The following is a 22,379-nucleotide window of genomic DNA, read 5'->3' on the forward strand; positions in this document are numbered from 1 at the left end:
GGGGCCGCGTTTCGCCTCCCGCTCAGGTCGACGTACCGGCGAACATGCCCGGCTCGTACGAGCCTCCCGGGTTGTGCACGATCACGTTCATCCGGGTGGCCGCGTTGATGAGGGCGACCAGGCAGACCAGCGCGCCGACCTGATCGTCGTCGTAGTGCTTGCGCACCTCGGCCCAGGTCGCGTCGGACACGCCGTGGTCGCCGAGCCGGGTGCCCTCCTCGGCGAGGGCCAGTGCCGCCCGCTCGGCGTCGGTGAACACCGTGGTGTGCCGCCAGGCGGCGACCAGGTGGAGCCGGAGGGCGGTTTCACCGGCGGCTGCGGCCTCTTTGGTGTGGACGTCGACGCAGAAACCGCAGCCGTTGATCTGGCCGACCCGGAGTTCCACCAGTTCCCGCAGGGCCTTCGGAAGCGTCGACCCTTCCAGGACCAACGAGGTGTTGTAGAACCGCTTGGCGACCTTCGCGGCGGTCGGGCTGTCGAACAGGTTGAAACGAGGTTCCATGACGTCGTCCTCACTCGTGACTCGTGGTGGGTGCCGGCATCCGCACCGGACGGACACAAGATGCCGACGCCCCGCCCCCTGTGACGGCGCGGCGATGTGGCCTCCGTCACCGTTCGCGGGCGTCACAGAACGGTGGGGGCCGGCGTCTGGTGGTCGGCGCAGTCGAGAGCGAACGAGCGGGACAGGAGCCGGCGATGAACGACCGAACCACGGGCGACGGGACGAGGAACACCTCCGGGCCGACCGCTCGCCACGACCGCATGGACCGCGTCACCCAGCCGTTCGTCGCCCACCGCAACCTGCTGTTCACCGTCGCCTACGAGATGCTCGGCTCGGCCGCCGACGCCGAGGACGTCCTCCAGGAGACCTGGCTGCGGTGGGTGGGCGTCGATCCCGACACCGTGCGGGACCAGCGCGCGTACCTCGTCCGGATCACCACCCGGCAGGCCCTGAGCCAGCTGCGCGCCCTCGGCCGCCGCAAGGAGTCCTACGTCGGCCCCTGGCTGCCCGAGCCGCTGCTGACCACGCCCGACGTGGCCGAGGACGTCGAGTTGGCCGACAGCGTGTCGATGGCGATGCTGCTGGTGCTGGAGACGCTCACCCCGACGGAGCGGGCGGTGTTCGTGCTGCGCGAGGTGTTCGCCCTCGGGTACGACGAGATCGCCGAGGCGGTGGACAAGAGCCAGGCCGCGGTCCGCCAGATCGCCCACCGGGCACGGGCCCACGTCGCCGCGCGCCGGCCACGCGGGGCCGTCTCCGCCGCTGAGACCCGCCGCACCGTGGAGGCGTTCCAGCAGGCGGTCGAGACGGGTGACCTGCAACGCCTGCTGGAACTCCTCGCGCCGGACGTCGTCCTGCTGACCGACGGCGGCGGAGTCGTGCGGGCCGCACCGGCGCCCGTCGTGGGGGCCGACCAGGTGGCCCAGGTGCTGGGGAGGATCGCCGACGCGATGTCTCTGCAGCCGACGCAGATCAACGGCGACCCGGCGCTGATCGTCCGGTTGGGCGGCGAGATCGACACCGTCTTGGCCCTGCGTGTCGACGACAGCCTTGTCACCGGGCTCTACGCGGTGCGCAACCCCGAGAAGCTGTCGCGTCTGGAACGGGCGACCACCTTGCGCCGCTGACCTCTTTCGCTTCCGGGGCACAGAGAGATGACCGTCAGGCCGGATCAGGGAGCCCGCGTCAGACCCCCTTCAGGACACGATCGAGTGCCGCCCGACCCGCCGGTCCCCAGTGCGGCTTGCCACCGGGAAGGCCCCGGTCGCCGTTCTGCCCCATGAGCATCAGGAAGAGGCTCTTCATGGCGGCCAGCCCGCGGGCCCGCCGGATCGCCGCCTCGTCCGCGTGCGCGTACACGTCGAAGAACCGTGAGGCCGTGCCCGCGGGCAGCAGCACCCATGCGGCGGCGAGGTCCCACGCCGGATCGCCGGCGAACAAGTCACCGAAGTCGACGATGCCCGAGAGCGTTCCGTCCGAGACGACGACGTTCGCGGGATGGAGGTCGCCGTGCACCCACACCGGCGGCCCCTCCCACTCCCCGGCGTCAACGGCGTCGTCCCAGACGGCCCGGACGTCGGCGGCGATGTCATCGGGCGCGACGGCCCGCAACAAGTCCTCGAACCCGCCCGTGCAGTTCCTGGGATGGGCACCGCGGTCGGTGGCGACCGGCGCCTCGGCGGGCGCCTCCACATGGAGCGCCCGGAGGAAGCCCGCCAGTGTGTCGGCCGCGTGGTCACCGCGGCTGATCGAGCCCTGATCGAGCGGCTCGCCGGGAACCCATGTCATCACGGTCCAGTGCTTGGGGAAGCGCCCGGACGGTTCCCCGAACCGCACCGGCGTCGGCACCGGGAGCGGCAGGCGCGGTGCCAGCGAGGGAAGCCACCGCCGCTCCTTGAGCTGCAACTCCGGGGTGGGATCCATACGCTGCATGCGCACGGCCAACCCATCCCCGAGCCGCCACATCTGATTCCCCCAGCCACCCGACACCTCGCGGATGTCCAACCCCGCGAGGTCCGGGTGCTGCTCCTCCAGCAGGTCACGGACCAGGTCTGCGGTGATCTCGATCTCGGTCATACGAAGTCACAGTACCGAGGCGGCAGACAGAGCAGGATCTCGCTCTCGGGGACATCTCACGGCGGCCCCTGCGACAACCACCGATCCGTTGGTAGTCACCTACCGATATCAAGGACGTGGCCGATCTCAAGGACCTGGACCTGCACGGCGCCGATGGAACGAGGGGGGAGGCCGTATGGCGCCTGCTGAGTGGCCCGGCCTGGCGCGGCCCGGAAACGGCTGAGGCCCAGGTCGATGACCTGGGCCTTCTTCATGGAGCGGGTGACGAGAATCGAACTCGCGCTCTCAGCTTGGGAAGCTGATGTTCTACCATTAAACTACACCCGCGTAGAACGCCGACATCGTCGGGTCCGAACGTTCGCTCACTGTACCCCATGCCAGGCCCCCGGTGCTGATGCCGGGGGTCTGGTGCGTTCGTGGGGGAGGGGGGTCGCTGAGGGGGTTTCAGGTGGGGATGCGGGTGTGGGTGGGAGTAGTTGGGGCGTACGGTGGGGGTGTGGGGGAGGGCGTTCCCGGGGTCGGAGTGCCGCCTGGAGGGGCGTCCCTTTCATCCCGTAATGTGGGGGTTCGTCGCCCGGCGAGCAGGAGTCGGGTGCGGCTCTGGGGAAGGGACTCTAGGACTTGATGGAGCGCACCGTCGTCCGATGTGCCGATGGGCACGTGTTCAGCACCGCCTCGTTCCCGATGCAGCAGGCCGAGCGGCTCGGCCCCGGTCGGCTGGTGCGATGTCCGCGGTGTGCGCGGCTGCGCAGTGTCGTGCCGGTCGCCCTGCAGCGGCAGAAGGGGTAGGGCCCCGGCAGGTGCCCGGGTCGGCGCGCGGATGCCGCGATGGTGGTGGCTCCGCGCGCCTTGCGTATCCTCGGGACGTGCTTCTCTCAGACAAGGACATCCGGGCCGAGATCGACGCCGGGCGAGTGCGGATCGATCCTTTTGATGAATCCATGGTGCAGCCGTCGAGCGTCGATGTGCGGCTGGACCGGTACTTCCGGGTGTTCGAGAACCATCGGTACCCCCATATCGACCCCTCCGTCGAGCAGGTCGACCTGACGCGGATGGTCGAGCCCGAGGGGGACGAGCCGTTCATTCTGCACCCGGGGGAGTTCGTTCTCGCCAGTACGTATGAGGTCATCGGGCTTCCCGACGACCTTGCCTCCCGGCTGGAGGGGAAGAGTTCCCTCGGGCGGCTCGGGCTGGTCACCCACTCCACCGCCGGGTTCATCGATCCCGGGTTCTCCGGGCACGTCACCCTTGAGCTGTCCAATCTCGCCACGCTGCCCATCAAGCTCTGGCCCGGCATGAAGATCGGCCAGCTGTGCCTGTTCCGGCTTTCCTCGCCCGCCGAATTCCCGTACGGGAGCGAGCGGTACGGTTCGCGTTATCAGGGACAGCGTGGGCCCACCGCTTCGCGTTCCTTCCTCAATTTCCACCGGACGCAGGTGTGACGGCGATATGAGTGACGGCGATATGCGTGACGAGCGTGAGAATCTCAGCTACGAGCGGTTCGGTGTCGCCGTCCGGGAACTCGCCCAGGCCGTCGCCGACGACGGGTACGAGCCCGACGTCGTCCTCTCCATCGCCCGCGGAGGCGTCTTCGTCGCCGGTGGCCTCGCCTACGCGCTGGACTGCAAGAACATCTCTCTGGTGAATGTCGAGTTCTATACCGGAGTGGGCACCACCCTTGAAATGCCGGTGATGCTCGCACCCGTTCCCAATGTCGTTGACTTCTCCGACAAAAAGGTGCTCATCGCCGACGATGTCGCCGACACCGGCAAGACGCTCAAGCTGGTGCGGGATTTCTGCCTCGACACCGTCGCCGAAGTGCGTTCCGCCGTCATCTACGAGAAATCGCACTCACTGGTGAAGTGTGAGTACGTCTGGAAACGGACCGATGAATGGATCAACTTCCCCTGGTCCGTGCTCCCGCCCGTCCACGCCGCCGGCGGCCAGGCCAAGGTGAACAAAGAAGCCCTCTGAACCACCCGCCCGCGAACGCCCGTCTGCCAACGCCCACCCGCTGCTACAGCGTGCCCAGCTTCACGATCGACAGCAGGGCTACCAACTGGATCGCCGTCGCGCCCAGCGCCCTCGGCCACGGCAGATCGTGGGAGCGGCTGACCATCAGCGTCAGCAGCGCGCCCGCCGCGACCCAGGTGATCCAGCCCACGATCTGCACGAACGTCGCGTCGCCGCCCGCGAACATCGCGAGGACCAGCCGCGGCGCGTCCGTGAGCGAGGTGATCAGCATGGACAGGCCGACCGTCGGCTGCCAGGCCCCGTCGCCGCCCAGCTGACGGGCCAGGCTGTGGGTGACCACGCCCAGGATGAAGGAACTGAGCGCCATCGCGACCGCCGTCGTCAGGACGATCGGGATCGCGTTCGCGAGCGTCGCGTTGATCGCGTCCTCGCGGGCGGTGTCGAAGCCGAAGACGGCCAGCAGTCCGTACAGGAACGTGACGACGAGGGCCGGGCCCCACATCGCGTAGTCCCGCATCTGGAGGAAGGTCTGCTTGGGCGACAGGAAGATGCCCTTCAGCAGGGCCTTCCAGTGCAGCCTCGGGCCGATCGGGCCGGCCGGGGCCGCCCCCGCGTGATAGGTCTGGCCCCGGGTGTAACCGGTGGCCTCGTCGATCGAGAACGCCTGGGTGTGGCCCGGGTTGTTCGCCGCGTACGGGTCCGGGGTGCCCTGGTGGTAGCCGCCGCCGTCACCGAAGTACTCGGGCTCGCCGTGGTCGCCACCGCCGTAGCCACCGCCCTGCGGGTGCTGCGCATGCTGCTGGTGCGGGTACGGCGGTTGCGAGTGCGGTGCCTGCGGGGGCGCGGGGGGATAGCCGTACGGCGGTCCCTGGGGGGCCTGCTGCCCGTACGGAGGGTTTTGCGGTCGCGCTTGCGGGGCGCGGTCGTCCCGGCCGCCGCGTCCGATCCTGAATCCAGCCACGTCACCGAACGTACCTGGTCTTGCCGGGCCGCGTACGGGAGCCGGGGTCGAACCGGCGGGTTTGCTGCCGACCTGTGACATCCCTTACGGGGAGGCCATCAGGGTCGGTTCAGGGTCGGATCGAGGGCGGATCGGAGGGGGATCCGGGGTCGGATCGGGGTCGGATCGAGGGCGCATCCGGGGGCGGATCCGAGGCGGATCCGGGGGCAGGGGCCTTCGGGTTCCCCGTGGGGGCTCGGGAGCCGCCGTTCTCCGCGGCGGCTCCCCCCTACGTCACCTCAGCATCCCCGCCCCCAGCCGCGGCGCCCCCGCCGTCGACAGCCCCACCGACGACGGGCCGAAGTTCACGGTGTTCCTCGTCGTGACGCCGGTCGACGTGCCCGGCAGCAGCCATACGCCGCCGTCCCCGGCGTTCTCCGCGTCCGCGCCGACGGCGAGGTCCGCGCGGCCGTCCCGGTTGACGTCGGTCAGGCGCAGGGACCAGCCGAAGCGGTCGCCGGTCTCGGCGGTGCCGGGGACGCCCGCGGTGTTCTGGGTGAAGGACTGGGCGCCGGTGGTGGTCAGGCCCGCCGGGCCGCCGCGCAGCACGGTCACACTGCCCGCGAGTTCGGCGGCGCCGATCGTCTCGAAGTTGGCCGAGACCGCGAGGTCGGCCCGGCCGTCGCCGTCGATGTCGTCCAGCGACAGCGCGTGGCCGAACCAGTCGTCCGGCTCGTCCGCGCCCGGCACACCGGGGCTGTCCTGGGTGAGGGTCTGCGCGGCCTGGGTGCGTACCCCGTCCGGGCCGCCGAGCCAGACGCTGACCGAACCGCCGTCGTCCGCGCGCACGGACCCGGGGGACGCGCCGGTCACCACGTCGTCATGGCCGTCGCCGTCGACGTCGCCGACCGCGGCGGTCTCGTAGGCGCCGCTGCGGAGCACCGCCTGGCGGACCGGGCCCGCCTCGCCGCCCAGGAACACCTGGGTGCCGTCGAAGTAGGCGGAGGGCTCGTCGGTCGCGTACGACCCGCCGACCACCAGGTCCGCCGTGCCGTCCTTGTCGAGGTCGCCGGAGGCGAGGACCCGGGCGCCGCCCACGATGCCGGTCGTGAGATCGGCGGTGACCTTGTGACGGGCGGTGGCGGGGGTGTTCCTGCCGAGGCCCTCGTGGATCCAGACGTCCTTGCCCGTGCTGCCCACGGCGAGGTCCGGGCGCCGGTCGCCGTCGAAGTCGCCTACGGCGAGGGTGAGTCCGAAGGCGTCGTGCGCGGAGGGCGTCGGGTCGGGGACCGAGGAGCCGCCCGACAGACCGTCCTTGCCACCCCATACGACGGTGACGCCGCCGCCGTCCTTGTCGCCGCCGACGTCCTCCTTCTCGGTGCCGATGACCAGGTCCGCGTAACCGTCGCGGTCGAGGTCGCCGGAAGCGAGGGCCGAGCCGAACTCGTCGTGGGCCTCGGCCCCGCCGGGGACGCCGGCCGTGTTCTGGGTGAGCACGGTGCGGCGGGCGGCGCTGATGCCGGACGCCGAGCCGTAGTTGACGACCACGGCACCGGCGTACGCCTTGCCGCCGACCGTGGCGCCGGGGGCGGCGGTCACCAGGTCGCGGACGCCGTCGCCGTTGAAGTCGTCCGCGAACCCGGCGGGCGCGGCGGTGGCCGTCCCGGCGGGCAGGGCGGTGAGCAGCCCGGTCAGCAGCCCCGTGGTGAGGGCCGCGGTGAGCAGATGCGTGCGGGTGCGCACACCGGCGGGGTCATGCTTCATGCCGGTCCTTTCGGGTGGAACAGATCGTCCAGCAGCTTGCCGAAGAGGCCGAAGAGGCCCAAGAGGCCCAAGAAGAGGGAGGGAGGGGCACTCCCCGGGCCGACCCCCTTCGTGGGTCACTCGGCGATCTCCCAGCCGAACACCGCGTTGCCCTTCAGGCCCACGCCGCCCGCCGTGAAGGACGTGGCGCCGGACGTGGTCGGGCCGGTCGTCGCGCCGCGCAGGACGGTGACGCCGCCGTTCTCGTTCTCGTAGCCGGAGCCGATGATCAGTTCGGCCTTGCGGTCCTTGTTGAGGTCGGTGAGCTGGACGGCCAGGCCGAACGCGTCGCCCCGCTCGTTGGAGCCGGGCACCCCCGCCGTGTTCTGGGTGAAGGACTTGGCGCCGGTGCCCGTCAGGCCGGCGGCCGAGCCGAACAGGACCGTCACCGAACCCGAGTCGGTCGCCGAGCCGTTGTCCTCGCCGCTCGTGCCCACGGCCACGTCGGCGCGGCCGTCGCCGTTGACGTCCCCGACCGCGACCGCCGCGCCGAAGCCGTCGTACGCCTCGCCCGCGCCCGGTACGCCCGGGGTGTCCTGGTGGATGACGGTCGGGCGCTGGGTCGGGTCTACGCCGCCCTTGCCGCCGTACCAGACGGAGATCTGGCCGCCCTTGTGGCCGCCGGGCACCGACCCGGTGGGGTCCGTGTAGTCGCCGAGGACCAGGTCGCCGTAGCCGTCGCCGTTGACGTCGCCGATCGCGCCCGGGTCGCCGTCGGCGTCGGGAAGCTCGATCATGGCGTAGTCGGACTCGGGGAACTGTTCGTTGCCGGGGTCGTGGGTGAAGTAGCGGATGTCGCCGCGCTCGTCGCCGTCGACGCCGAACGGGTAGACCCGCTCGGCCTTGCCGTCGCCGGTCAGATCGCCGGCGATGGCCTCGTACGTGCTGCCGGTCTCGGCGACCGGGAAGTGGTTGCGCGGGGCGCCGGTGCGTTTGAAGGGGCCCATGTACAGGTGGGTGCGGCTCTGGCCGGTGGCCGTCACGTCGAGCTTGCCGTCGCCGTCGACGTCGGCGACCGCCACGTCGGAGCCGAAGCCGCCCCACTCGGTCCGGCCGGACGGGCCGGGCAGCTGGGAGCCGCCGGACAGGCCGCTCGTGCCGCCCCAGAGGACGAGGACCGAGCCGACGCCCCGCTTGTCGGCGGTGCTCTCGTACTGGGCGCCGACGACGAGATCGCTGTAGCCGTCGCCGTCGAGATCACCGGCGGCGAGGCTGTATCCGAAGCGGTCGTCGCTCTCGGCGGTGCCCGGGACGCCGGGCGAGTTCTGGGTGAACACGGCCTTCTTGGTGGAGACACCGGAGGCCGAGCCGTACATCACGACCACGGCGCCCGCCCCGTGCTTCGACCCGGCGTCGGCACCGAACGCGCCGATCGCCAGGTCCCGGTAGCCGTCGCCGTTGAAGTCGTGCGCCAGTCCGGAGGGAGCGGCGGTGGCCGTCCCGGCGGGCAGGGCGGAGAGCAGGCCCGTGGTGAGGGCGGTGGCCAGGAGAAGAGTGCGCTTGCGCAAGGGGGATGCTCCGGGGGCATCGGGGCCGGGCCCGCACGTGGTGGTGACGGGCCCGGCCGGGAGAGAGGGAGGACGGAGGGGAGGAGGAGTACGTCAGTCGGCGAAGTTGGCGCCGAAGTACGGGGTGCCGGTGGTCGAGACGCCCGCGGAGGTGGCGGAGACCGCGCGGGAACCGGTCGTCGTGATCTTCGAGCCGTTGGACGGGAGGTAGGTCACCGATCCGTCGGCGCGGTCCTCGCTGGAGCCCACCAGCAGGTCGGCCCGTCCGTCCCCGGTGACGTCGTCGAGCTTGACGTCCGTGCCGAACTGGTCGTAGTCCTCGTTGGTGCCGGGCACCCCGGCCGTGTCCTGGTGGAAGGACTGGGCGCCGGTGCTGCGCAGACCGCTCGCGGAGCCGTACAGGACGGAGACCATGCCGGTGTCGACGTCGTCGGCGATGTTCTCGTTGACGGTGCCGATCGCGAGGTCCTGGAAGCCGTCGCCGTTGATGTCACCGAGGTCCAGTTCCCAGCCGAAACGGTCCTTCTTCTCCGACACACTGGGGACGCCCGCCGTGTCCTGAGTGATGCGGGTGACCTTGTCGGGCCCCAGCGCCGAGCCGTACGTCACCCAGACCGTGCCGCCCTTGGCGCCGCCCTCGGGGTGCTCGAACCCGTCGGAGTCCTCCCAGGTGGCGCCGCTGACGATATCGCCGAAGCTGTCGCCGTCGATGTCGCCGATCGCGGTGATCACACCGGGCTTGATCTGCTGTGCCGTGCCGGCGGACAGGCCGTTCGGGCCGCCCGGGAACCAGTAGTTGCGGTTCCAGCCCTGGGCGCTCGCGCTCTCGTAGCCGTCGACCACCAGGTCGCTCGTCCCGTCGGCCCCGATGTCGCCCGCGGTGAGGTTGAGCGGGCCCATGCCGCTGCCGGCCAGCACCGGTGCCTTGAGGGTGTAACGGCCCTTGCCGGGCTTGCCGGTGGAGGTGATGCCGCCCTTGAGGATGTGCACGGTCGAGGAGGTGGTGCCGACGGCCAGGTCGTCGGTGCCGTCACCGTCGAAGTCGCCCGCCGCGAGGTTGTTGCCCCAGCGGTCGTGGGCGGTGGGCGCCGGGTCGGCGACCGTGACGCTCTTGCCGGTGAGGCCGTTCACGGAGCCCCACAGCACGATCAGGGTCCCGGCGTCCTTGTCGCTGCCGACGTCCTCGCCGGGGGCGCTGACCGCGAGGTCGTGGAAGCCGTCGCCGTTGAAGTCGGCGTACGCGCTGTCCCGGCCGAAGGCGTCACCGGTCTCCGCGGCGCCGGGCACGCCCGGGGAGTTCTGGTTCAGGGTGACGCGCTTGGTGCCGGTGATTCCGGTGCCGGTGCCGTACAGGACGACGATCTGCCCGGCCTCCTTCTTGCCGGAGACATGGGCCGCCTGGGCCGAGGTGGCCAGGTCGGACCTGCCGTCCTTGTTGAAGTCGGCTCCCGGGACACGCGTCGAGTCCGCCGCGCCCGCCGGGCCGGCCGCGAAGGTGAGCAGAGCGCCCGTCAGCGTCGCCGCGGTGGCGGTGGCGAGGGCGATGCGCAGATGCTGGTGCATGCGGTTCTCCTGCTGCATGCGGGGACGCCCGGCAGGCGTCCGCAGTCAAATGGGGGTGCGACCGCGGCACGCGTTCACCGGGAGTTACCCCTCCGTGCACGGCGCGGTCGGCGATCAGGAGACCAGCATGGGGGCTCAAGGGTTGTACGGGACAGCGGATTTTTTGTGAGGCCGCTGTGAACGGGCCGTCCGGGCCGTCGGATTCAGTCGGCCGGGAACTCCGCCGTCGAGAACGTCACCACCGGTTCCGTCCCCACCGGCGACCCTTTCTCCGCGCCCTTCCCCGCGCCTTTCTTCGCCCCTGCGTACACACCCACCGCGTCCCAGGTCTCGCCCCGGTACGTCCGCACCACCAGGTCGTCCCGTCCGTCGCCGTCGAAGTCCCCGACGGCCACCACCCGGTGGGTTCCCCGCTCGGCGGGCGACAGGGTCGCGGCGGGCTCCGGGGCCAGCGCGGTGGTACGTCCCTTTCCGCCCCGGAAGAACAGGAACTCCGCGCCGCCCGCGACCAGTTCGCCCACCCCGTCGCCGTCGAAGTCCCCGGTGTCGAGCAGGGTCCCGGAGACGGTGAGGGAGGCGCGGGTGGGGGCCGGGAAGTCGTAGCGCAGGGCGGTGCCGGACGTCGAGCCGATCGCCGCGTCCAGGGCGGCGCCGCGTCCGAAACGGCCGACGGCGAGGTCGGTCCCGGCGGGCAGGGCGATCCCGGTCCCGGTGGGTCCGTACGGGCCCCCGAGCACGAGTGAGGCGTCCCCCTCGCCCTCCGCCGTCCGGATCACCAGGTCGTCCCTGCCGTCGCGGTCGACGTCGGCCGCCGGGCCGGTGGGGACGTTGCCGGGCGCGGGGACCGGGGCGCCGGCGGCGTCGGGGGCGCCCTTGCGGTCGAACGGCCCCCGCAGATAACTGAGTTGCTGCTCGGAGGCGTGCAGGACGAGGTCCTGGGCGCCGTCGCCGTCGAAGTCACCGCACACCGGGTGGTCCGGCCAGTCCTTCCCGGCACGGGCGGCGTCCGGTACGACCAGTTTCACCGCCTTGCCCGCGAGGCCCTTCGGCGAGCCGAAGAGGAGCTGGACCGGGACCGGGGGGCGGCCCTGGCCGTCGTAGGGCGGGTCGGTGGTCAGGACGAGGTCGGTGAAGCCGTCACCGTCCAGGTCGCAGCCGGCCTCCGCGTCGAACGCGGCGGGCACCTGACCGCCGGTGCGGGCCGCGTACCGCTCGGGCGCGAGCAACTGCCGGGCGCCGGGGACGAGCCCGTCGGGGCCGCCGTAGACGATGCCGACCCCGGCGTCGTCCGCGTGCGCCTGGTCCTTGACCAGGTCGTTGAGGACGAGGTCGCGATGGCCGTCGCCGTTGAAGTCGTCAGGTGTCTCGCTGCCGTCGCCGCGCGGCACGGGGCGGGCGGGCCGTGACTCGGCCGCCTTGCGCACGGGCGTCCGCCCGTCCCGGGGGCTGTCCTCGCCCGCTCCGGAGCCGCAGGCGGTGAGCGAGCCCGCCAGCACGGCCGCCACCACCGCCAGCACCGTCGCGCCACTTCGTACGCGTACCCGAAACCGCACCATTCACCTCGCCGGCCCCACCGTCAACGACCCCGTAATGATGCGCGGGTTCGGGGTGGAGGTGAAGGGGCGGGAGGGGGGAACAACGGCCGACGCCCCGCACATCACCAGGTGTGCGGGGCGCCGCGTACGAACGACGGCTGTATCGCCGGGCTGTTCGGTCGTGGAGCCCAGTCGTACGGCCGTAGGGCGGGGCTGGACAGCCGTAGAGCCCGGCCGCACGGCCGTAGAGCCGGGCTGAACAGCCGTAGAGCCCAGCCGCACGGCCGTACCGGCCGTCCTCCGCTACTTCACCGGCTCCGGTTCCGGCGCGTCCTCCGGCTCCGCCGTGCCCGCCGGGTCGACCGGTGTGCGGACGGACTCCAGGAGCAGCTGGGCCACGTCGACCACCTGGACGGACTCCTTGGCCCGGCCCTCGTTCTTCTTCGCGTTGACCGAGTCGGTCAGCATGACGAGGCAGAACGGGCAGGCGGTGGAGACGATGTCGGGGTCGAGGGAGAGGGCCTCGTCGACGCGCTCGTTGTTGATGCGCTTGCCGATCCGCTCCTCCATCCACATCCGCGCGCCACCGGCGCCGCAGCAGAAGCCGCGTTCCTTGTGCCGGTGCATCTCCTCGTTGCGCAGACCGGGGACCTTCTCGATGATCTCGCGCGGAGGGGTGTAGATCTTGTTGTGCCGGCCCAGGTAGCAGGGGTCGTGGTACGTGATGAGGCCCTCGACCGGGGTGACCGGGATCAGTTTGCCCTCGTCCACCAGGTGCTGGAGCAGCACGGTGTGGTGGATGACCTCGTAGTCGCCGCCGAGCTGCGGGTACTCGTTGCCGAGGGTGTTGAGGCAGTGCGGGCAGGTGGCGACGATCTTCTTGGCCGCCTTGGGCTTGCGGGACGCGTCGGTGACCTTGCCGTCGTCGTCCAGCTCCTCGCCGAACGCCGAGTTCAGGGCCATGACGTTCTCCATGCCCAGCTCCTGGAAGAGCGGCTCGTTGCCGAGGCGCCGGGCGGAGTCACCGGTGCACTTCTCGTCGCCGCCCATGATGGCGAAGCTGACGCCCGCCATGTGGAGCAGCTCGGCGAACGCCTTGGTGGTCTTCTTGGCCCGGTCCTCCAGGGCGCCGGCGCAGCCGACCCAGTACAGGTACTCGACCTCGGAGAGGTCCTCGATGTCCTTGCCGACCACCGGCACCTCGAAGTCGACTTCCTTCGTCCACTCCAGGCGCTGCTTCTTGGCCAGGCCCCAGGGGTTGCCCTTCTTCTCCAGGTTCTTGAGCATCGTGCCCGCCTCGGAGGGGAAGCTGGACTCGATCATCACCTGGTAGCGGCGCATGTCCACGATGTGGTCGATGTGCTCGATGTCGACGGGGCACTGCTCGACACAGGCGCCGCAGGTGGTGCAGGACCACAGCACGTCCGGGTCGATGACGCCGTTGTCCTCAAGGGTGCCGATGAGGGGCCGCTCGGCCTCCGCGAGCGCGGCGGCGGGGACGTCGGCGAGTTGCTCGGCGCTCGCCTTCTCCTCGCCCTCCACGGTCTTGCCGCCGCCCGCGAGCAGATAGGGCGCCTTGGCGTGCGCGTGGTCGCGCAGGGACATGATGAGGAGCTTGGGCGAGAGCGGCTTGCCGGTGTTCCAGGCGGGGCACTGCGACTGGCAGCGCCCGCACTCGGTGCAGGTGGAGAAGTCCAGCAGGCCCTTCCAGGAGAACTGCTCGACCTGCGAGACGCCGAAGACGTCGTCGTCGCCCGGGTCCTCGAAGTCGATCGGCTTGCCGCCGGAGGTCATCGGCAGCAGCGCGCCGAGCGAGGGCTCGCCGTCGGCGTTGCGCTTGAACCAGATGTTCGGGAAGCCGAGGAAGCGGTGCCAGGCCACGCCCATGTTGGTGTTGAGCGCGACGACGATCATCCAGATGAAGGACGCGGCGATCTTCAGTCCGGCGAAGAAGTAGGTGAGGTTCTGGAGGGTGGAGAGGTCCATCCCCTCCAGCCACGCCACCACGGGGTACGAGAGGAAGAACGACGCCTCGTAGCTGTCGACGTGGTGCTGGGCGCCCTCCAGGGCGTGCAGCATGAAGATGCAGACGCCGACGGTGAGGATGACCGCCTCGACGAAGTACGCCTGGCCCGTCTTGGAGCCCGCGAACCGGGACTTGCGGCCGGGGTCGCCGGGCCGGGAGAGCTGGCGGATGACGATGAGGGTCAGGATGCCGAGCACGGTCATGGTGCCGATGAACTCGACGAAGACGTTGTACGGCGCCCAGTCGCCGATGACGGGCAGCAGCCAGTCGGCCTTGAAGAGCTGGCCGACGGCGTTGACGATCGTCAGCAGCAGTGTGTAGAAGCCGATCGCCACGAACCAGTGCGCGATGCCGACGACACCCCAGCGGTTCATCCGGGTGTGGCCGAGGAATTCCTTGGCCAGGGTGATGGTGCGCAGCACGGGGTCGTTGGTGCGTGCCCCGGCCGGGAGCGGTTGGCCGAGCGTCATGAACTTGACGATCTGGAGGACGGCCCGGCCGAACAGGGCGACGCCGACCACGATGAGGACCATCGACACGATGATCGCGGCGAGTTGCATCTCAGGGCTCCTCGGGCCTGCGGGAGGAGGTCTCGCCGGGGGCCCGGCGACTCCATTCCATTTACGGGTCAGCTAATTACTAAGCGGTAACTTACCCAGTTCTCTGAGATTACCCGCATCCCGCCTCGCACTGTAGCCAGGCACTCGGTGATCTGTGTCGCTGAGGGGTGCCTGACCGCCGGGGTGAGGGGGCGCTGATGGTCCGTGGCGCTCGCGGCGCGCCGGGTGGGACCTGGTATTCGTAACAAAACGTGACATTACGCTTAGCTTAGGGCTGTGTTCTACGGGATCATCGCGGCCGTGGCCGCACTCCTGCTCGCCGCCGCGCTCTCGGCGCTCCTGCGGCCCTTCGCGCTGCGCCGCGGGCTGCTGGACCGCCGCCGACGGGTGCGGCCGGTGCCGCTGCTGGGCGGCGTCGCGGTGGTCGTCGCCACCGTGGCCATCGCCGGGGCCGGTGAATGGGCCGGTGTCGCCCGGCTCGACGGCGGGGTCGGCGCGCTGCTCGCCGGAGCCGTCGCGGTCGCCCTCCTCGGCCTCGCCGCGGACCTCTGGCGGCTGCGCACCCGCTTCGTCCTCGTCGGTACGGCGGTGGCGGCGCTGTGCGTGATGCCGTACGAGCGCACCGGGGTGGCCGGCGGAGTGCTGGCCGCGCTGTGGGTCGCCGGGGCCGCGCTCGCCTTCCGTTCGCTGGACCACGCGGACGCGGTCGTCGGCACGGTGGGGGTGGTGACCGCCTTCGGGGTCGCGGCCTGCGCCGCACTGGAGGTGCGGGACGGCCTCGCCGTGCTGCTCAGTGTTCTCGCGGCGGCCCTGACCGGCTTCCTGATGCACAACTGGCCCCCGGCCCGGATCGCGCTGGGCGCCACCGGGTCGCTGTTCGTCGGCTTCCTCCTGGCGGGCGCCGCGATCGAGACCCGCGCGGGCGGCGAGGTGACGTCCTCGCTGGCGATCCTCTTCCTGCTGACGGCGGTGGCCGCGGCGGACGTCCTCCTGGTCCTGCTCGCCCGCCGCATCTCCGGCCGCCCCCTCCTGCGCACCACCCCCGCGCCGGACCACCTCTCCCACCGGCTGCGCCGCACCGGCCTGACCCGCCGGGGTGTCGCGATCCTGCTGGGCACGCTCGCCTCGGCGGCCGTCCTGGTGGGCGTACTGATCCACACGGGCGGGACGGGTGCGGTCGGCGCGCTGTGGGCGCTGGGCGCGGTGCTCGTGACGGTGACGGTGCTGCTGTGCGTCGGGGGCCCGGAGCTGAGGTCCCGCGAGGGCACCCGCCCGGCGCCCACCGGGGCGCACGGGGAGACCTGGACGGAGGTCGGGAGGGGTCGCGGGGGAGCCGGGACGGAGGTCGGCAGGGGTCGCGGGGGAGCCGGGACGGAGGTCGGCAGGGGTCGCGCGGGAATCCGGACGGAGGTCGGCAGCGGCAGGGGCGGCGCCCGGTCGGAGGTCGGGAAGGGCCGCGACGGCGCCCGGACTGCCGTCGGGAGTACCCGCCGGGGACTCCGCCCGGACATGGGGCGCGTAGGGCCCGTAGGACCTGTAGGACCCGTAGGAACCGTAGGGCCCCTAGGACCCGTGCCGTTCGGTACGGACTCCGCCCCGGCCGCCCCCGTCGACGCGCACCCGCGCACCCCGGGCCCGGCGTCCGCCGTAGGACCACGGGCCCGGCGCGGAGCCGTATCCCCGCCCGTGCCCGCGCCCGTGCCGCAGTCCGATCCGACGCGGACGGCCCTCGTCCCCGCCCCGTCCTCCGGCCCTCGCAGGAAGCCGGGCCCGAGGTCGCTCACCGGGCTGATCCCGTCCCTGCGCGCCGCCACGACCGCCCGCCGCCGCGTCCCGTACCCGGTGCCCGGGCGGCCGTGACGGCCCCCGTCCTCCCCAGGCTTCCGTGCGGCCCCCGACCTCCCCGGGCTTCCCGGGCTTCCGTGCGACCCGCCTCCGCCCTCGCGGCCCCCGGCCCCGTGTGACCCCGCTCTCTCCTCCCGCGCAACCACCGCCCTCACCCCTGCGTCCTCCCAGGTCAGAAGGTGGTTGCGTGTAAGGAACGGATAAGAGTTGAGTGGGGCAGGCTCAGGTCTGTTGACCCGGGGAAGAGAGTCATGCACACTTGAGTCCGTTCCACTCAAGTCAGCTGGAGGAATCAACCATGGCACGTGCGGTCGGCATCGACCTGGGCACGACTAACTCCGTCGTCAGCGTTCTGGAGGGCGGCGAGCCCACCGTCATCACCAACGCCGAGGGCGCCAGGACCACGCCGTCCGTCGTCGCCTTCGCGAAGAACGGCGAGGTGCTCGTCGGCGAGGTGGCGAAGCGTCAGGCTGTCACCAACGTCGACAGGACCATCCGGTCGGTCAAGCGCCACATGGGCACCGACTGGAAGATCGAGCTGGACGGCAAGCTCTTCAACCCGCAGCAGATGAGCGCCTTCGTGCTCCAGAAGCTGAAGCGGGACGCGGAGTCCTACCTGGGCGAGAAGGTCACCGACGCGGTCATCACCGTACCGGCGTACTTCAACGACGCCGAGCGTCAGGCCACCAAGGAGGCCGGTGAGATCGCCGGTCTGAACGTACTGCGGATCGTCAACGAGCCGACCGCCGCCGCTCTCGCGTACGGCCTCGACAAGGACGACCAGACCATCCTCGTCTTCGACCTCGGCGGCGGCACGTTCGACGTGTCCCTCCTGGAGATCGGTGACGGCGTCGTGGAGGTCAAGGCCACCAACGGCGACAACCACCTCGGTGGTGACGACTGGGACCAGCGCGTCGTCGACTACCTGGTCAAGCAGTTCCACTCCGGCCACGGCGTGGACCTCGCCAAGGACAAGATGGCGCTCCAGCGTCTGCGCGAGGCCGCCGAGAAGGCCAAGATCGAGCTGTCCTCCTCCACCGAGACCTCGATCAACCTGCCGTACATCACGGCGTCCGCCGAGGGCCCCCTGCACCTCGACGAGAAGCTCACCCGCGCCCAGTTCCAGCAGCTGACCGCGGACCTCCTGGAGCGCTGCAAGACCCCCTTCCACAACGTCATCAAGGACGCGGGCATCGCCCTGTCCGAGATCGACCACGTGGTCCTGGTCGGTGGCTCCACCCGGATGCCGGCCGTCGCCGAGCTGGTGAAGGAGCTGACCGGCGGCAAGGAGGCCAACAAGGGCGTCAACCCGGACGAGGTCGTCGCCATCGGCGCCTCGCTCCAGGCCGGTGTCCTCAAGGGCGAGGTCAAGGACGTCCTGCTGCTCGACGTCACCCCGCTGTCCCTCGGTATCGAGACCAAGGGCGGCATCATGACCAAGCTGATCGAGCGGAACACGACGATCCCGACCAAGCGGTCCGAGATCTTCACCACCGCCGAGGACAACCAGCCCTCCGTGCAGATCCAGGTCTACCAGGGCGAGCGCGAGATCGCGGCGTACAACAAGAAGCTCGGGATGTTCGAGCTGACCGGTCTGCCCCCGGCGCCCCGCGGCGTCCCGCAGATCGAGGTCTCCTTCGACATCGACGCCAACGGCATCATGCACGTGACGGCGAAGGACCTCGGCACCGGCAAGGAGCAGAAGATGACCGTCACCGGCGGCTCCTCGCTGCCGAAGGACGAGGTCAACCGGATGCGCGAAGAGGCCGAGAAGTACGCCGAGGAGGACCACGCCCGCCGTGAGGCCGCCGAGGTCCGCAACCAGGGCGAGCAGCTCGTCTACCAGACCGAGAAGTTCCTCAAGGACAACGAGGACAAGGTCCCCGGCGAGGTCAGGACCGAGGTCGAGGAGGCTGTCGCCGAGCTGAAGGAGAAGCTCAAGGGCGAGGACAGCGCCGAGATCCGTACGGCCACCGAGAAGGTCGCCGCCGTCTCCCAGAAGCTCGGCCAGGCCATGTACGCCGACGCCCAGGCCGGGCAGGCCGCCGGTGGCGCCGAGGCCGGTGCCGAGGCGCCCAAGGCCGACGACGATGTCGTGGACGCCGAGATCGTCGACGACGAGCGCAAGGACGGTGCGGCGTGACCGAGGAGACCCCGGGCTTCGAGGAGAAGCCCGACGTCCCCTCCGGCGCGACCCCTGACGACGCCGAGCCGAAGTCCGCCCCCGAGGAGGGGGCGGCTCCGGCCGGGGACGGCACCGAGACAGCGGGTCTGGTGGCCCAGCTGGACCAGGTGCGTACGGCGCTCGGTGAGCGCACGGCGGACCTCCAGCGCCTCCAGGCCGAGTACCAGAACTACCGCCGCCGCGTCGAGCGCGACCGCGTCGCGGTCAAGGAGGTCGCCGTCGCGAACCTCCTGACCGAGCTGCTGCCCGTGCTCGACGACATCGGGCGGGCCCGTGAGCACAGCGAGCTGGTCGGCGGCTTCAAGTCCGTCGCCGAGTCGCTGGAGACCGTGGCGGCCAAGATGGGTCTCCAGCAGTTCGGCAAGGAGGGCGAGCCCTTCGACCCGACCATCCACGAGGCCCTGATGCACTCGTACGCGCCGGATGTCACCGAGACGACCTGCGTCGCGATCCTCCAGCCTGGGTATCGCATCGGCGAGCGCACCATCCGCCCCGCGCGGGTCGCGGTCGCCGAGCCGCAGCCCGGTGCGCAGACGGTCAAGCCGGAGGGCTCCGAGGAGTCCGCCGACGCCGACGACAAGGAGAGCGGTGGCCCGGACGAGGGCTGACGTTGCACTGACCACGGTGCCCACCAGGAAGCTGACGGGAGAGGAGGGACGTCGGGGATGAGTACGAAGGACTACATCGAGAAGGACTACTACAAGGTCCTCGGCGTCCCCAAGGACGCCACCGAGGCCGAGATCAAGAAGGCGTACCGCAAGCTGGCCCGGGAGAACCACCCCGACGCCAACAAGGGCAACGCCAAGGCCGAGGAGCGCTTCAAGGAGATCTCCGAGGCGAACGACGTCCTCGGTGACCCCAAGAAGCGCAAGGAGTACGACGAGGCGCGGACGCTGTTCGGCAACGGCGGCTTCCGGCCCGGCCCCGGCGGCGGAGGCAACTTCAACTTCGACCTGGGCGACCTCTTCGGAGGCGGACAGCCCCAGGGCGGAGCCGGTGGCGGCGGCTTCGGCGGCGGCCTCGGCGATGTCTTCGGGGGCCTGTTCAACCGCGGTGGCGCCGGAGCCGGGACCCGTACCCAGCCCCGGCGCGGCCAGGACATCGAGTCCGAGGTCACCCTCAGTTTCACCGAGGCGATCGAGGGCGCGACGGTCCCGCTGCGGATGTCCTCCCAGGCCCCCTGCAAAGCCTGCTCCGGCACCGGCGACGCCAACGGCACCCCCCGGGTGTGCCCGACGTGTGTCGGCACCGGACAGGTGGCGCGCGGCTCGGGCGGCGGCTTCTCGCTGACCGACCCCTGCCCCGACTGCAAGGGCCGCGGACTGATCGCGGAGAATCCCTGCGAAATTTGCAAGGGCAGCGGCCGGGCCAAGTCCTCGCGCACCATGCAGGTCCGGATCCCGGCCGGGGTGGGCGACGGACAGCGGATCAGGCTGCGCGGCAAGGGGGCCCCCGGTGAGCGCGGCGGCCCCGCGGGCGATCTGTATGTGGTCGTCCATGTCGACGCCCACCCGGTCTTCGGCCGCAAGGACGACAACCTCACCGTCACCGTCCCCGTGACCTTCGCGGAGGCGGCGCTCGGCGGCGAGGTGCGGGTGCCCACCCTCGGCGGGCCCCCGGTCACCCTGAAGCTGCCCCCCGGCACGCCCAACGGCCGCACCATGCGGGCGCGGGGCAAGGGCGCGGTCCGCAAGGACGGCACCCGCGGGGATCTGCTGGTGACGGTCGAGGTGAGTGTCCCGAAGGACCTTTCGGGGAAGGCTCGTGACGCGCTGGAGGCGTTTCGCGAGGCGACCGCGGGTGAGGACCCGCGGGCGGAGCTGTTCCAGGCCGCGAAGGGAGCTTGATCGAGATGGACCGCCGTCCGCCCCGCCTGCGCGGGGTCGTTCCCGAACTGACCGAAGAGACCCCGGTCTACGTCATCTCGGTGGCGGCCCAGCTCTCCGGTCTGCACCCGCAGACGCTGCGCCAGTACGACCGGCTGGGCCTGGTCTCCCCGGACCGTACGGCGGGCCGGGGCCGGCGCTACTCGGTCCGTGACATCGAACTGCTCCGTCAGGTGCAGGCGTTGTCGCAGGACGAGGGCATCAACCTGGCGGGCATCAAGCGCATCATCGAACTGGAGAACCAGGTCGCGGCGCTCCAGTCCCGGATCGCGGAGCTGGAGTCGGCGCTCGACGGGGCGGCGGCGACGATGCGTCAGCGCGAGGCGCAGGTGCACGCGTCCTACCGCCGTGATCTGGTGCCGTACCAGGAGGTCCAGCAGACCAGCGCGCTGGTGGTGTGGCGGCCGAAGCGGCAGCAGTCGGACTGAACGGGAATTCGGCGGAGAAAAGAGAAGGGTCGGGAGGAATGCCTCCCGGCCCTTCTCCTTGTCCAGGAATTCGTTGCGTATTCAAGGGTAAAGCGGAAAGTGATGTTGCCATGTCGTTAAGCGGTATCGCTTGACGGTGACGGCCGTTGCCGCGTTGGCTTTTCACGTATCCGGGTCGTGCAGTGCACCCGCTTCCCGTCCGCAATGAAGTGAGAACCCGAATGCGCCGAATAACCCTGTCCGTGGTGATGTCCTCGCTCGTCCTGTCGCTGGCCGGCTGCGGTGTGCTCGACATGGGCGGTGAGAGCGGCGGCGACGCCACCCCCGCCAAGGGCAATGACCTCACCATCGGACTGCTGCTGCCGGAGCAGGCCAACACCCGCTACGACAAGTTCGACCACCCCTTCTTCGAGAAGAAGGTGGCCGCGCTGACGGACGGCCAGGGCCGGGTCCGGTACGCCAACGCGGACGCGGACGCGACGCGGCAGGAGACCCAGCTCCAGGAGATGATCGACGACCGGGTGGACGCGATCGTGCTGGACGCGGTCGACGCCAAGGCCATCTCCGCCGGGGTGGCCAGGGCCAACGCGGAGGGCATCCCGGTCATCGCCTACGACCGGCTGGCCGAGGGCCCGATCGACGCGTACATCTCCTTCGACAACGAACTCGTCGGCGAGGTGCAGGGCCGCACCCTGCTGGAGGCGCTGGGCGGCGACTCCGCCTCCGACCGGATCGTGATGATGAACGGCTCGCCGACCGACCCCAACGCCGCCCAGTTCAAGCGGGGCGCGCTGACCGAGCTGGAGGGCCAGGTGACCGTCGCCAAGTCCTACGACACCGAGGGCTGGAAGCCGGAGAACGCCGAGGCCCAGATGGCCGAGGCGATCGAGGAGATCGGCCTGGACAACATCGCCGGGGTCTACTCCGCGAACGACGGCATGGCCGGCGGGGTCGTCGCGGCCCTGGAGGCGGCCGGGGTCACCAAGCTTCCACCGATCACCGGGCAGGACGCCGAACTGGCCGCCGTGCAGCGGATCATCGCCGGTGAGCAGTACATGAGCGTCTACAAGTCCTATCCGCAGGAGGCGGAGACCGCCGCGGCACTGGCGGTGGCGCGGGCGCAGGGCCGGAACATCCAGTTCGACGCGCTGACCCGGGAGCGGGTGGACAGCCCGACCCACAAGGACATTCCGGCCCAGTTGGTGACGGTGGTCGCGCTGACCGCCAAGAACATCGAGGAGACCGTGGTCGCCGAGGGTATTCACAAGCTGTCCGACATTTGCACCGCCGAATTCCAGGACGATTGCGCGGTGGCGGGGCTGTCGTAACCGCCGTGGAGCGCCGAAGTTCTGATAATCCGCGCCCGCCCCGGTTCCTCTCGGCCCGTGCGTACCGGCCCGGGTGGGTACCGGCTTTCATCGGGGGCGGGTGGTGAGCGGTGGACGGTGGTGGTGAGTCCGGCGGGCCGTGCCCCGGTCATCCGGTGCGGGCTTTCGGTGAGGCTTCCCCCACGGGCGTCGGGCGGGACTGTCATCCTGGTGGGCGGGA

18 protein-coding genes and 1 tRNA gene are annotated in these 22,379 nt (G+C 70.8%); 10 read left to right on the plus strand and 9 right to left on the minus strand.

The window, feature by feature from the left end:
- Window positions 1-22: 22 nt before the first annotated feature.
- On the minus strand, window positions 23-502 hold the full coding sequence (locus ACIQNG_RS24810; RefSeq protein WP_401487871.1) for a carboxymuconolactone decarboxylase family protein: 480 nt from the start codon (window positions 500-502) through the stop codon (window positions 23-25).
- A 194-nt stretch (window positions 503-696) separates the two neighbouring features.
- Here ACIQNG_RS24810 and ACIQNG_RS24815 point away from each other — a divergent pair, with 194 nt between their 5' ends.
- On the plus strand, window positions 697-1,629 hold the full coding sequence (locus ACIQNG_RS24815; RefSeq protein ID WP_401487873.1) for an RNA polymerase sigma-70 factor: 933 nt from the start codon (window positions 697-699) through the stop codon (window positions 1,627-1,629).
- A 58-nt stretch (window positions 1,630-1,687) separates the two neighbouring features.
- On the opposite strand, the gene ACIQNG_RS24820 is transcribed toward ACIQNG_RS24815, so the two are convergent.
- Window positions 1,688-2,578, minus strand: a complete 891-nt coding sequence (locus ACIQNG_RS24820) for an aminoglycoside phosphotransferase family protein (RefSeq protein ID WP_401487876.1) — start codon at window positions 2,576-2,578, stop codon at window positions 1,688-1,690.
- A 253-nt stretch (window positions 2,579-2,831) separates the two neighbouring features.
- A tRNA-Gly gene (locus tag ACIQNG_RS24825) sits at window positions 2,832-2,905 on the minus strand.
- Between the two features lie 333 nt (window positions 2,906-3,238).
- On the opposite strand from ACIQNG_RS24825, the gene ACIQNG_RS24830 reads away from it, so the two are divergent.
- The 3 genes from ACIQNG_RS24830 to ACIQNG_RS24840 all read left to right on the plus strand — a co-directional run bounded on the left by ACIQNG_RS24830 (window position 3,239) and on the right by ACIQNG_RS24840 (window position 4,552).
- The gene (locus ACIQNG_RS24830; protein WP_401436494.1) at window positions 3,239-3,367 is read left to right on the plus strand and encodes a hypothetical protein; all 129 of its coding nucleotides are present in this window, start codon (window positions 3,239-3,241) and stop codon (window positions 3,365-3,367) included.
- 77 nt (window positions 3,368-3,444) lie between these two features.
- Window positions 3,445-4,020 (plus strand): dCTP deaminase, encoded by a 576-nt coding sequence (gene dcd / locus ACIQNG_RS24835; RefSeq protein ID WP_401487878.1) that lies wholly within the window; start codon window positions 3,445-3,447, stop codon window positions 4,018-4,020.
- Window positions 4,021-4,042: 22 nt separating this feature from the next.
- Complete coding sequence (locus tag ACIQNG_RS24840; RefSeq protein ID WP_401488221.1) at window positions 4,043-4,552, plus strand: phosphoribosyltransferase; 510 nt, start codon at window positions 4,043-4,045, stop codon at window positions 4,550-4,552.
- Window positions 4,553-4,595: 43 nt separating this feature from the next.
- On the opposite strand, the gene ACIQNG_RS24845 is transcribed toward ACIQNG_RS24840, so the two are convergent.
- The 6 genes from ACIQNG_RS24845 to ACIQNG_RS24870 all read right to left on the minus strand — a co-directional run bounded on the left by ACIQNG_RS24845 (window position 4,596) and on the right by ACIQNG_RS24870 (window position 14,487).
- Entirely contained in the window at window positions 4,596-5,594 is a 999-nt protein-coding gene (locus ACIQNG_RS24845; RefSeq protein WP_401487880.1) for a Yip1 family protein, read from the minus strand.
- A gap of 192 nt (window positions 5,595-5,786) precedes the next feature.
- Window positions 5,787-7,256, minus strand: a complete 1,470-nt coding sequence (locus tag ACIQNG_RS24850; RefSeq protein ID WP_401487881.1) for an FG-GAP and VCBS repeat-containing protein — start codon at window positions 7,254-7,256, stop codon at window positions 5,787-5,789.
- Between the two features lie 116 nt (window positions 7,257-7,372).
- On the minus strand, window positions 7,373-8,803 hold the full coding sequence (locus tag ACIQNG_RS24855) for an FG-GAP-like repeat-containing protein (protein ID WP_401487883.1): 1,431 nt from the start codon (window positions 8,801-8,803) through the stop codon (window positions 7,373-7,375).
- A 93-nt stretch (window positions 8,804-8,896) separates the two neighbouring features.
- Entirely contained in the window at window positions 8,897-10,366 is a 1,470-nt protein-coding gene (locus tag ACIQNG_RS24860; RefSeq protein ID WP_401487884.1) for an FG-GAP-like repeat-containing protein, read from the minus strand.
- 203 nt (window positions 10,367-10,569) lie between these two features.
- On the minus strand, window positions 10,570-11,922 hold the full coding sequence (locus ACIQNG_RS24865) for an FG-GAP repeat domain-containing protein (protein ID WP_401487886.1): 1,353 nt from the start codon (window positions 11,920-11,922) through the stop codon (window positions 10,570-10,572).
- 282 nt (window positions 11,923-12,204) lie between these two features.
- Window positions 12,205-14,487, minus strand: coding sequence for a (Fe-S)-binding protein (locus ACIQNG_RS24870; RefSeq protein WP_401487888.1), 2,283 nt, complete (start codon window positions 14,485-14,487; stop codon window positions 12,205-12,207).
- Between the two features lie 276 nt (window positions 14,488-14,763).
- Between ACIQNG_RS24870 and ACIQNG_RS24875 the strand changes: the two genes are divergently transcribed.
- From ACIQNG_RS24875 to ACIQNG_RS24900, 6 genes are all read left to right on the plus strand, one after another.
- Window positions 14,764-16,347 carry an undecaprenyl/decaprenyl-phosphate alpha-N-acetylglucosaminyl 1-phosphate transferase gene (locus ACIQNG_RS24875; protein WP_401487889.1) on the plus strand — a complete coding sequence of 528 codons (1,584 nt, stop codon included), beginning with the start codon at window positions 14,764-14,766 and terminating at the stop codon, window positions 16,345-16,347.
- Between the two features lie 283 nt (window positions 16,348-16,630).
- The gene (gene dnaK / locus ACIQNG_RS24880; RefSeq protein ID WP_401436272.1) at window positions 16,631-18,475 is read left to right on the plus strand and encodes a molecular chaperone DnaK; all 1,845 of its coding nucleotides are present in this window, start codon (window positions 16,631-16,633) and stop codon (window positions 18,473-18,475) included.
- On the plus strand, window positions 18,472-19,125 hold the full coding sequence (grpE, locus tag ACIQNG_RS24885) for a nucleotide exchange factor GrpE (protein WP_401436269.1): 654 nt from the start codon (window positions 18,472-18,474) through the stop codon (window positions 19,123-19,125). The genes dnaK and grpE overlap by 4 nt, the downstream gene beginning before the upstream one ends.
- A 57-nt stretch (window positions 19,126-19,182) precedes the next feature.
- Window positions 19,183-20,364, plus strand: a complete 1,182-nt coding sequence (dnaJ, locus tag ACIQNG_RS24890; protein ID WP_401436267.1) for a molecular chaperone DnaJ — start codon at window positions 19,183-19,185, stop codon at window positions 20,362-20,364.
- A 5-nt stretch (window positions 20,365-20,369) separates the two neighbouring features.
- On the plus strand, window positions 20,370-20,831 hold the full coding sequence (locus tag ACIQNG_RS24895; RefSeq protein ID WP_401487892.1) for a heat shock protein transcriptional repressor HspR: 462 nt from the start codon (window positions 20,370-20,372) through the stop codon (window positions 20,829-20,831).
- 221 nt (window positions 20,832-21,052) lie between these two features.
- Window positions 21,053-22,159, plus strand: coding sequence for a substrate-binding domain-containing protein (locus ACIQNG_RS24900; protein ID WP_401487894.1), 1,107 nt, complete (start codon window positions 21,053-21,055; stop codon window positions 22,157-22,159).
- Window positions 22,160-22,379: the final 220 nt, after the last annotated feature.

This window comes from Streptomyces sp. NPDC091377, assembly GCF_044757045.1.
GTDB lineage: Bacteria > Actinomycetota > Actinomycetes > Streptomycetales > Streptomycetaceae > Streptomyces.

Bases quoted from the DNA above. Each gene is read 5' to 3' on its own strand.
- ACIQNG_RS24865 (WP_401487886.1), bottom strand. From the start codon at position 11,922: ATGGTGCGGTTTCGGGTACGCGTACGAAGTGGCGCGACGGTGCTGGCG.
- ACIQNG_RS24845 (WP_401487880.1), bottom strand. From the start codon at position 5,594: ATGTCACAGGTCGGCAGCAAACCCGCCGGTTCGACCCCGGCTCCCGTA.
- dnaJ (WP_401436267.1), top strand. From the start codon at position 19,183: ATGAGTACGAAGGACTACATCGAGAAGGACTACTACAAGGTCCTCGGC.
- ACIQNG_RS24840 (WP_401488221.1), top strand. From the start codon at position 4,043: ATGCGTGACGAGCGTGAGAATCTCAGCTACGAGCGGTTCGGTGTCGCC.
- ACIQNG_RS24810 (WP_401487871.1), bottom strand. From the start codon at position 502: ATGGAACCTCGTTTCAACCTGTTCGACAGCCCGACCGCCGCGAAGGTC.
- ACIQNG_RS24815 (WP_401487873.1), top strand. From the start codon at position 697: ATGAACGACCGAACCACGGGCGACGGGACGAGGAACACCTCCGGGCCG.
- dnaK (WP_401436272.1), top strand. From the start codon at position 16,631: ATGGCACGTGCGGTCGGCATCGACCTGGGCACGACTAACTCCGTCGTC.
- ACIQNG_RS24820 (WP_401487876.1), bottom strand. From the start codon at position 2,578: ATGACCGAGATCGAGATCACCGCAGACCTGGTCCGTGACCTGCTGGAG.
- ACIQNG_RS24870 (WP_401487888.1), bottom strand. From the start codon at position 14,487: ATGCAACTCGCCGCGATCATCGTGTCGATGGTCCTCATCGTGGTCGGC.
- ACIQNG_RS24895 (WP_401487892.1), top strand. From the start codon at position 20,370: ATGGACCGCCGTCCGCCCCGCCTGCGCGGGGTCGTTCCCGAACTGACC.
- ACIQNG_RS24900 (WP_401487894.1), top strand. From the start codon at position 21,053: ATGCGCCGAATAACCCTGTCCGTGGTGATGTCCTCGCTCGTCCTGTCG.
- ACIQNG_RS24850 (WP_401487881.1), bottom strand. From the start codon at position 7,256: ATGAAGCATGACCCCGCCGGTGTGCGCACCCGCACGCATCTGCTCACC.
- ACIQNG_RS24860 (WP_401487884.1), bottom strand. From the start codon at position 10,366: ATGCACCAGCATCTGCGCATCGCCCTCGCCACCGCCACCGCGGCGACG.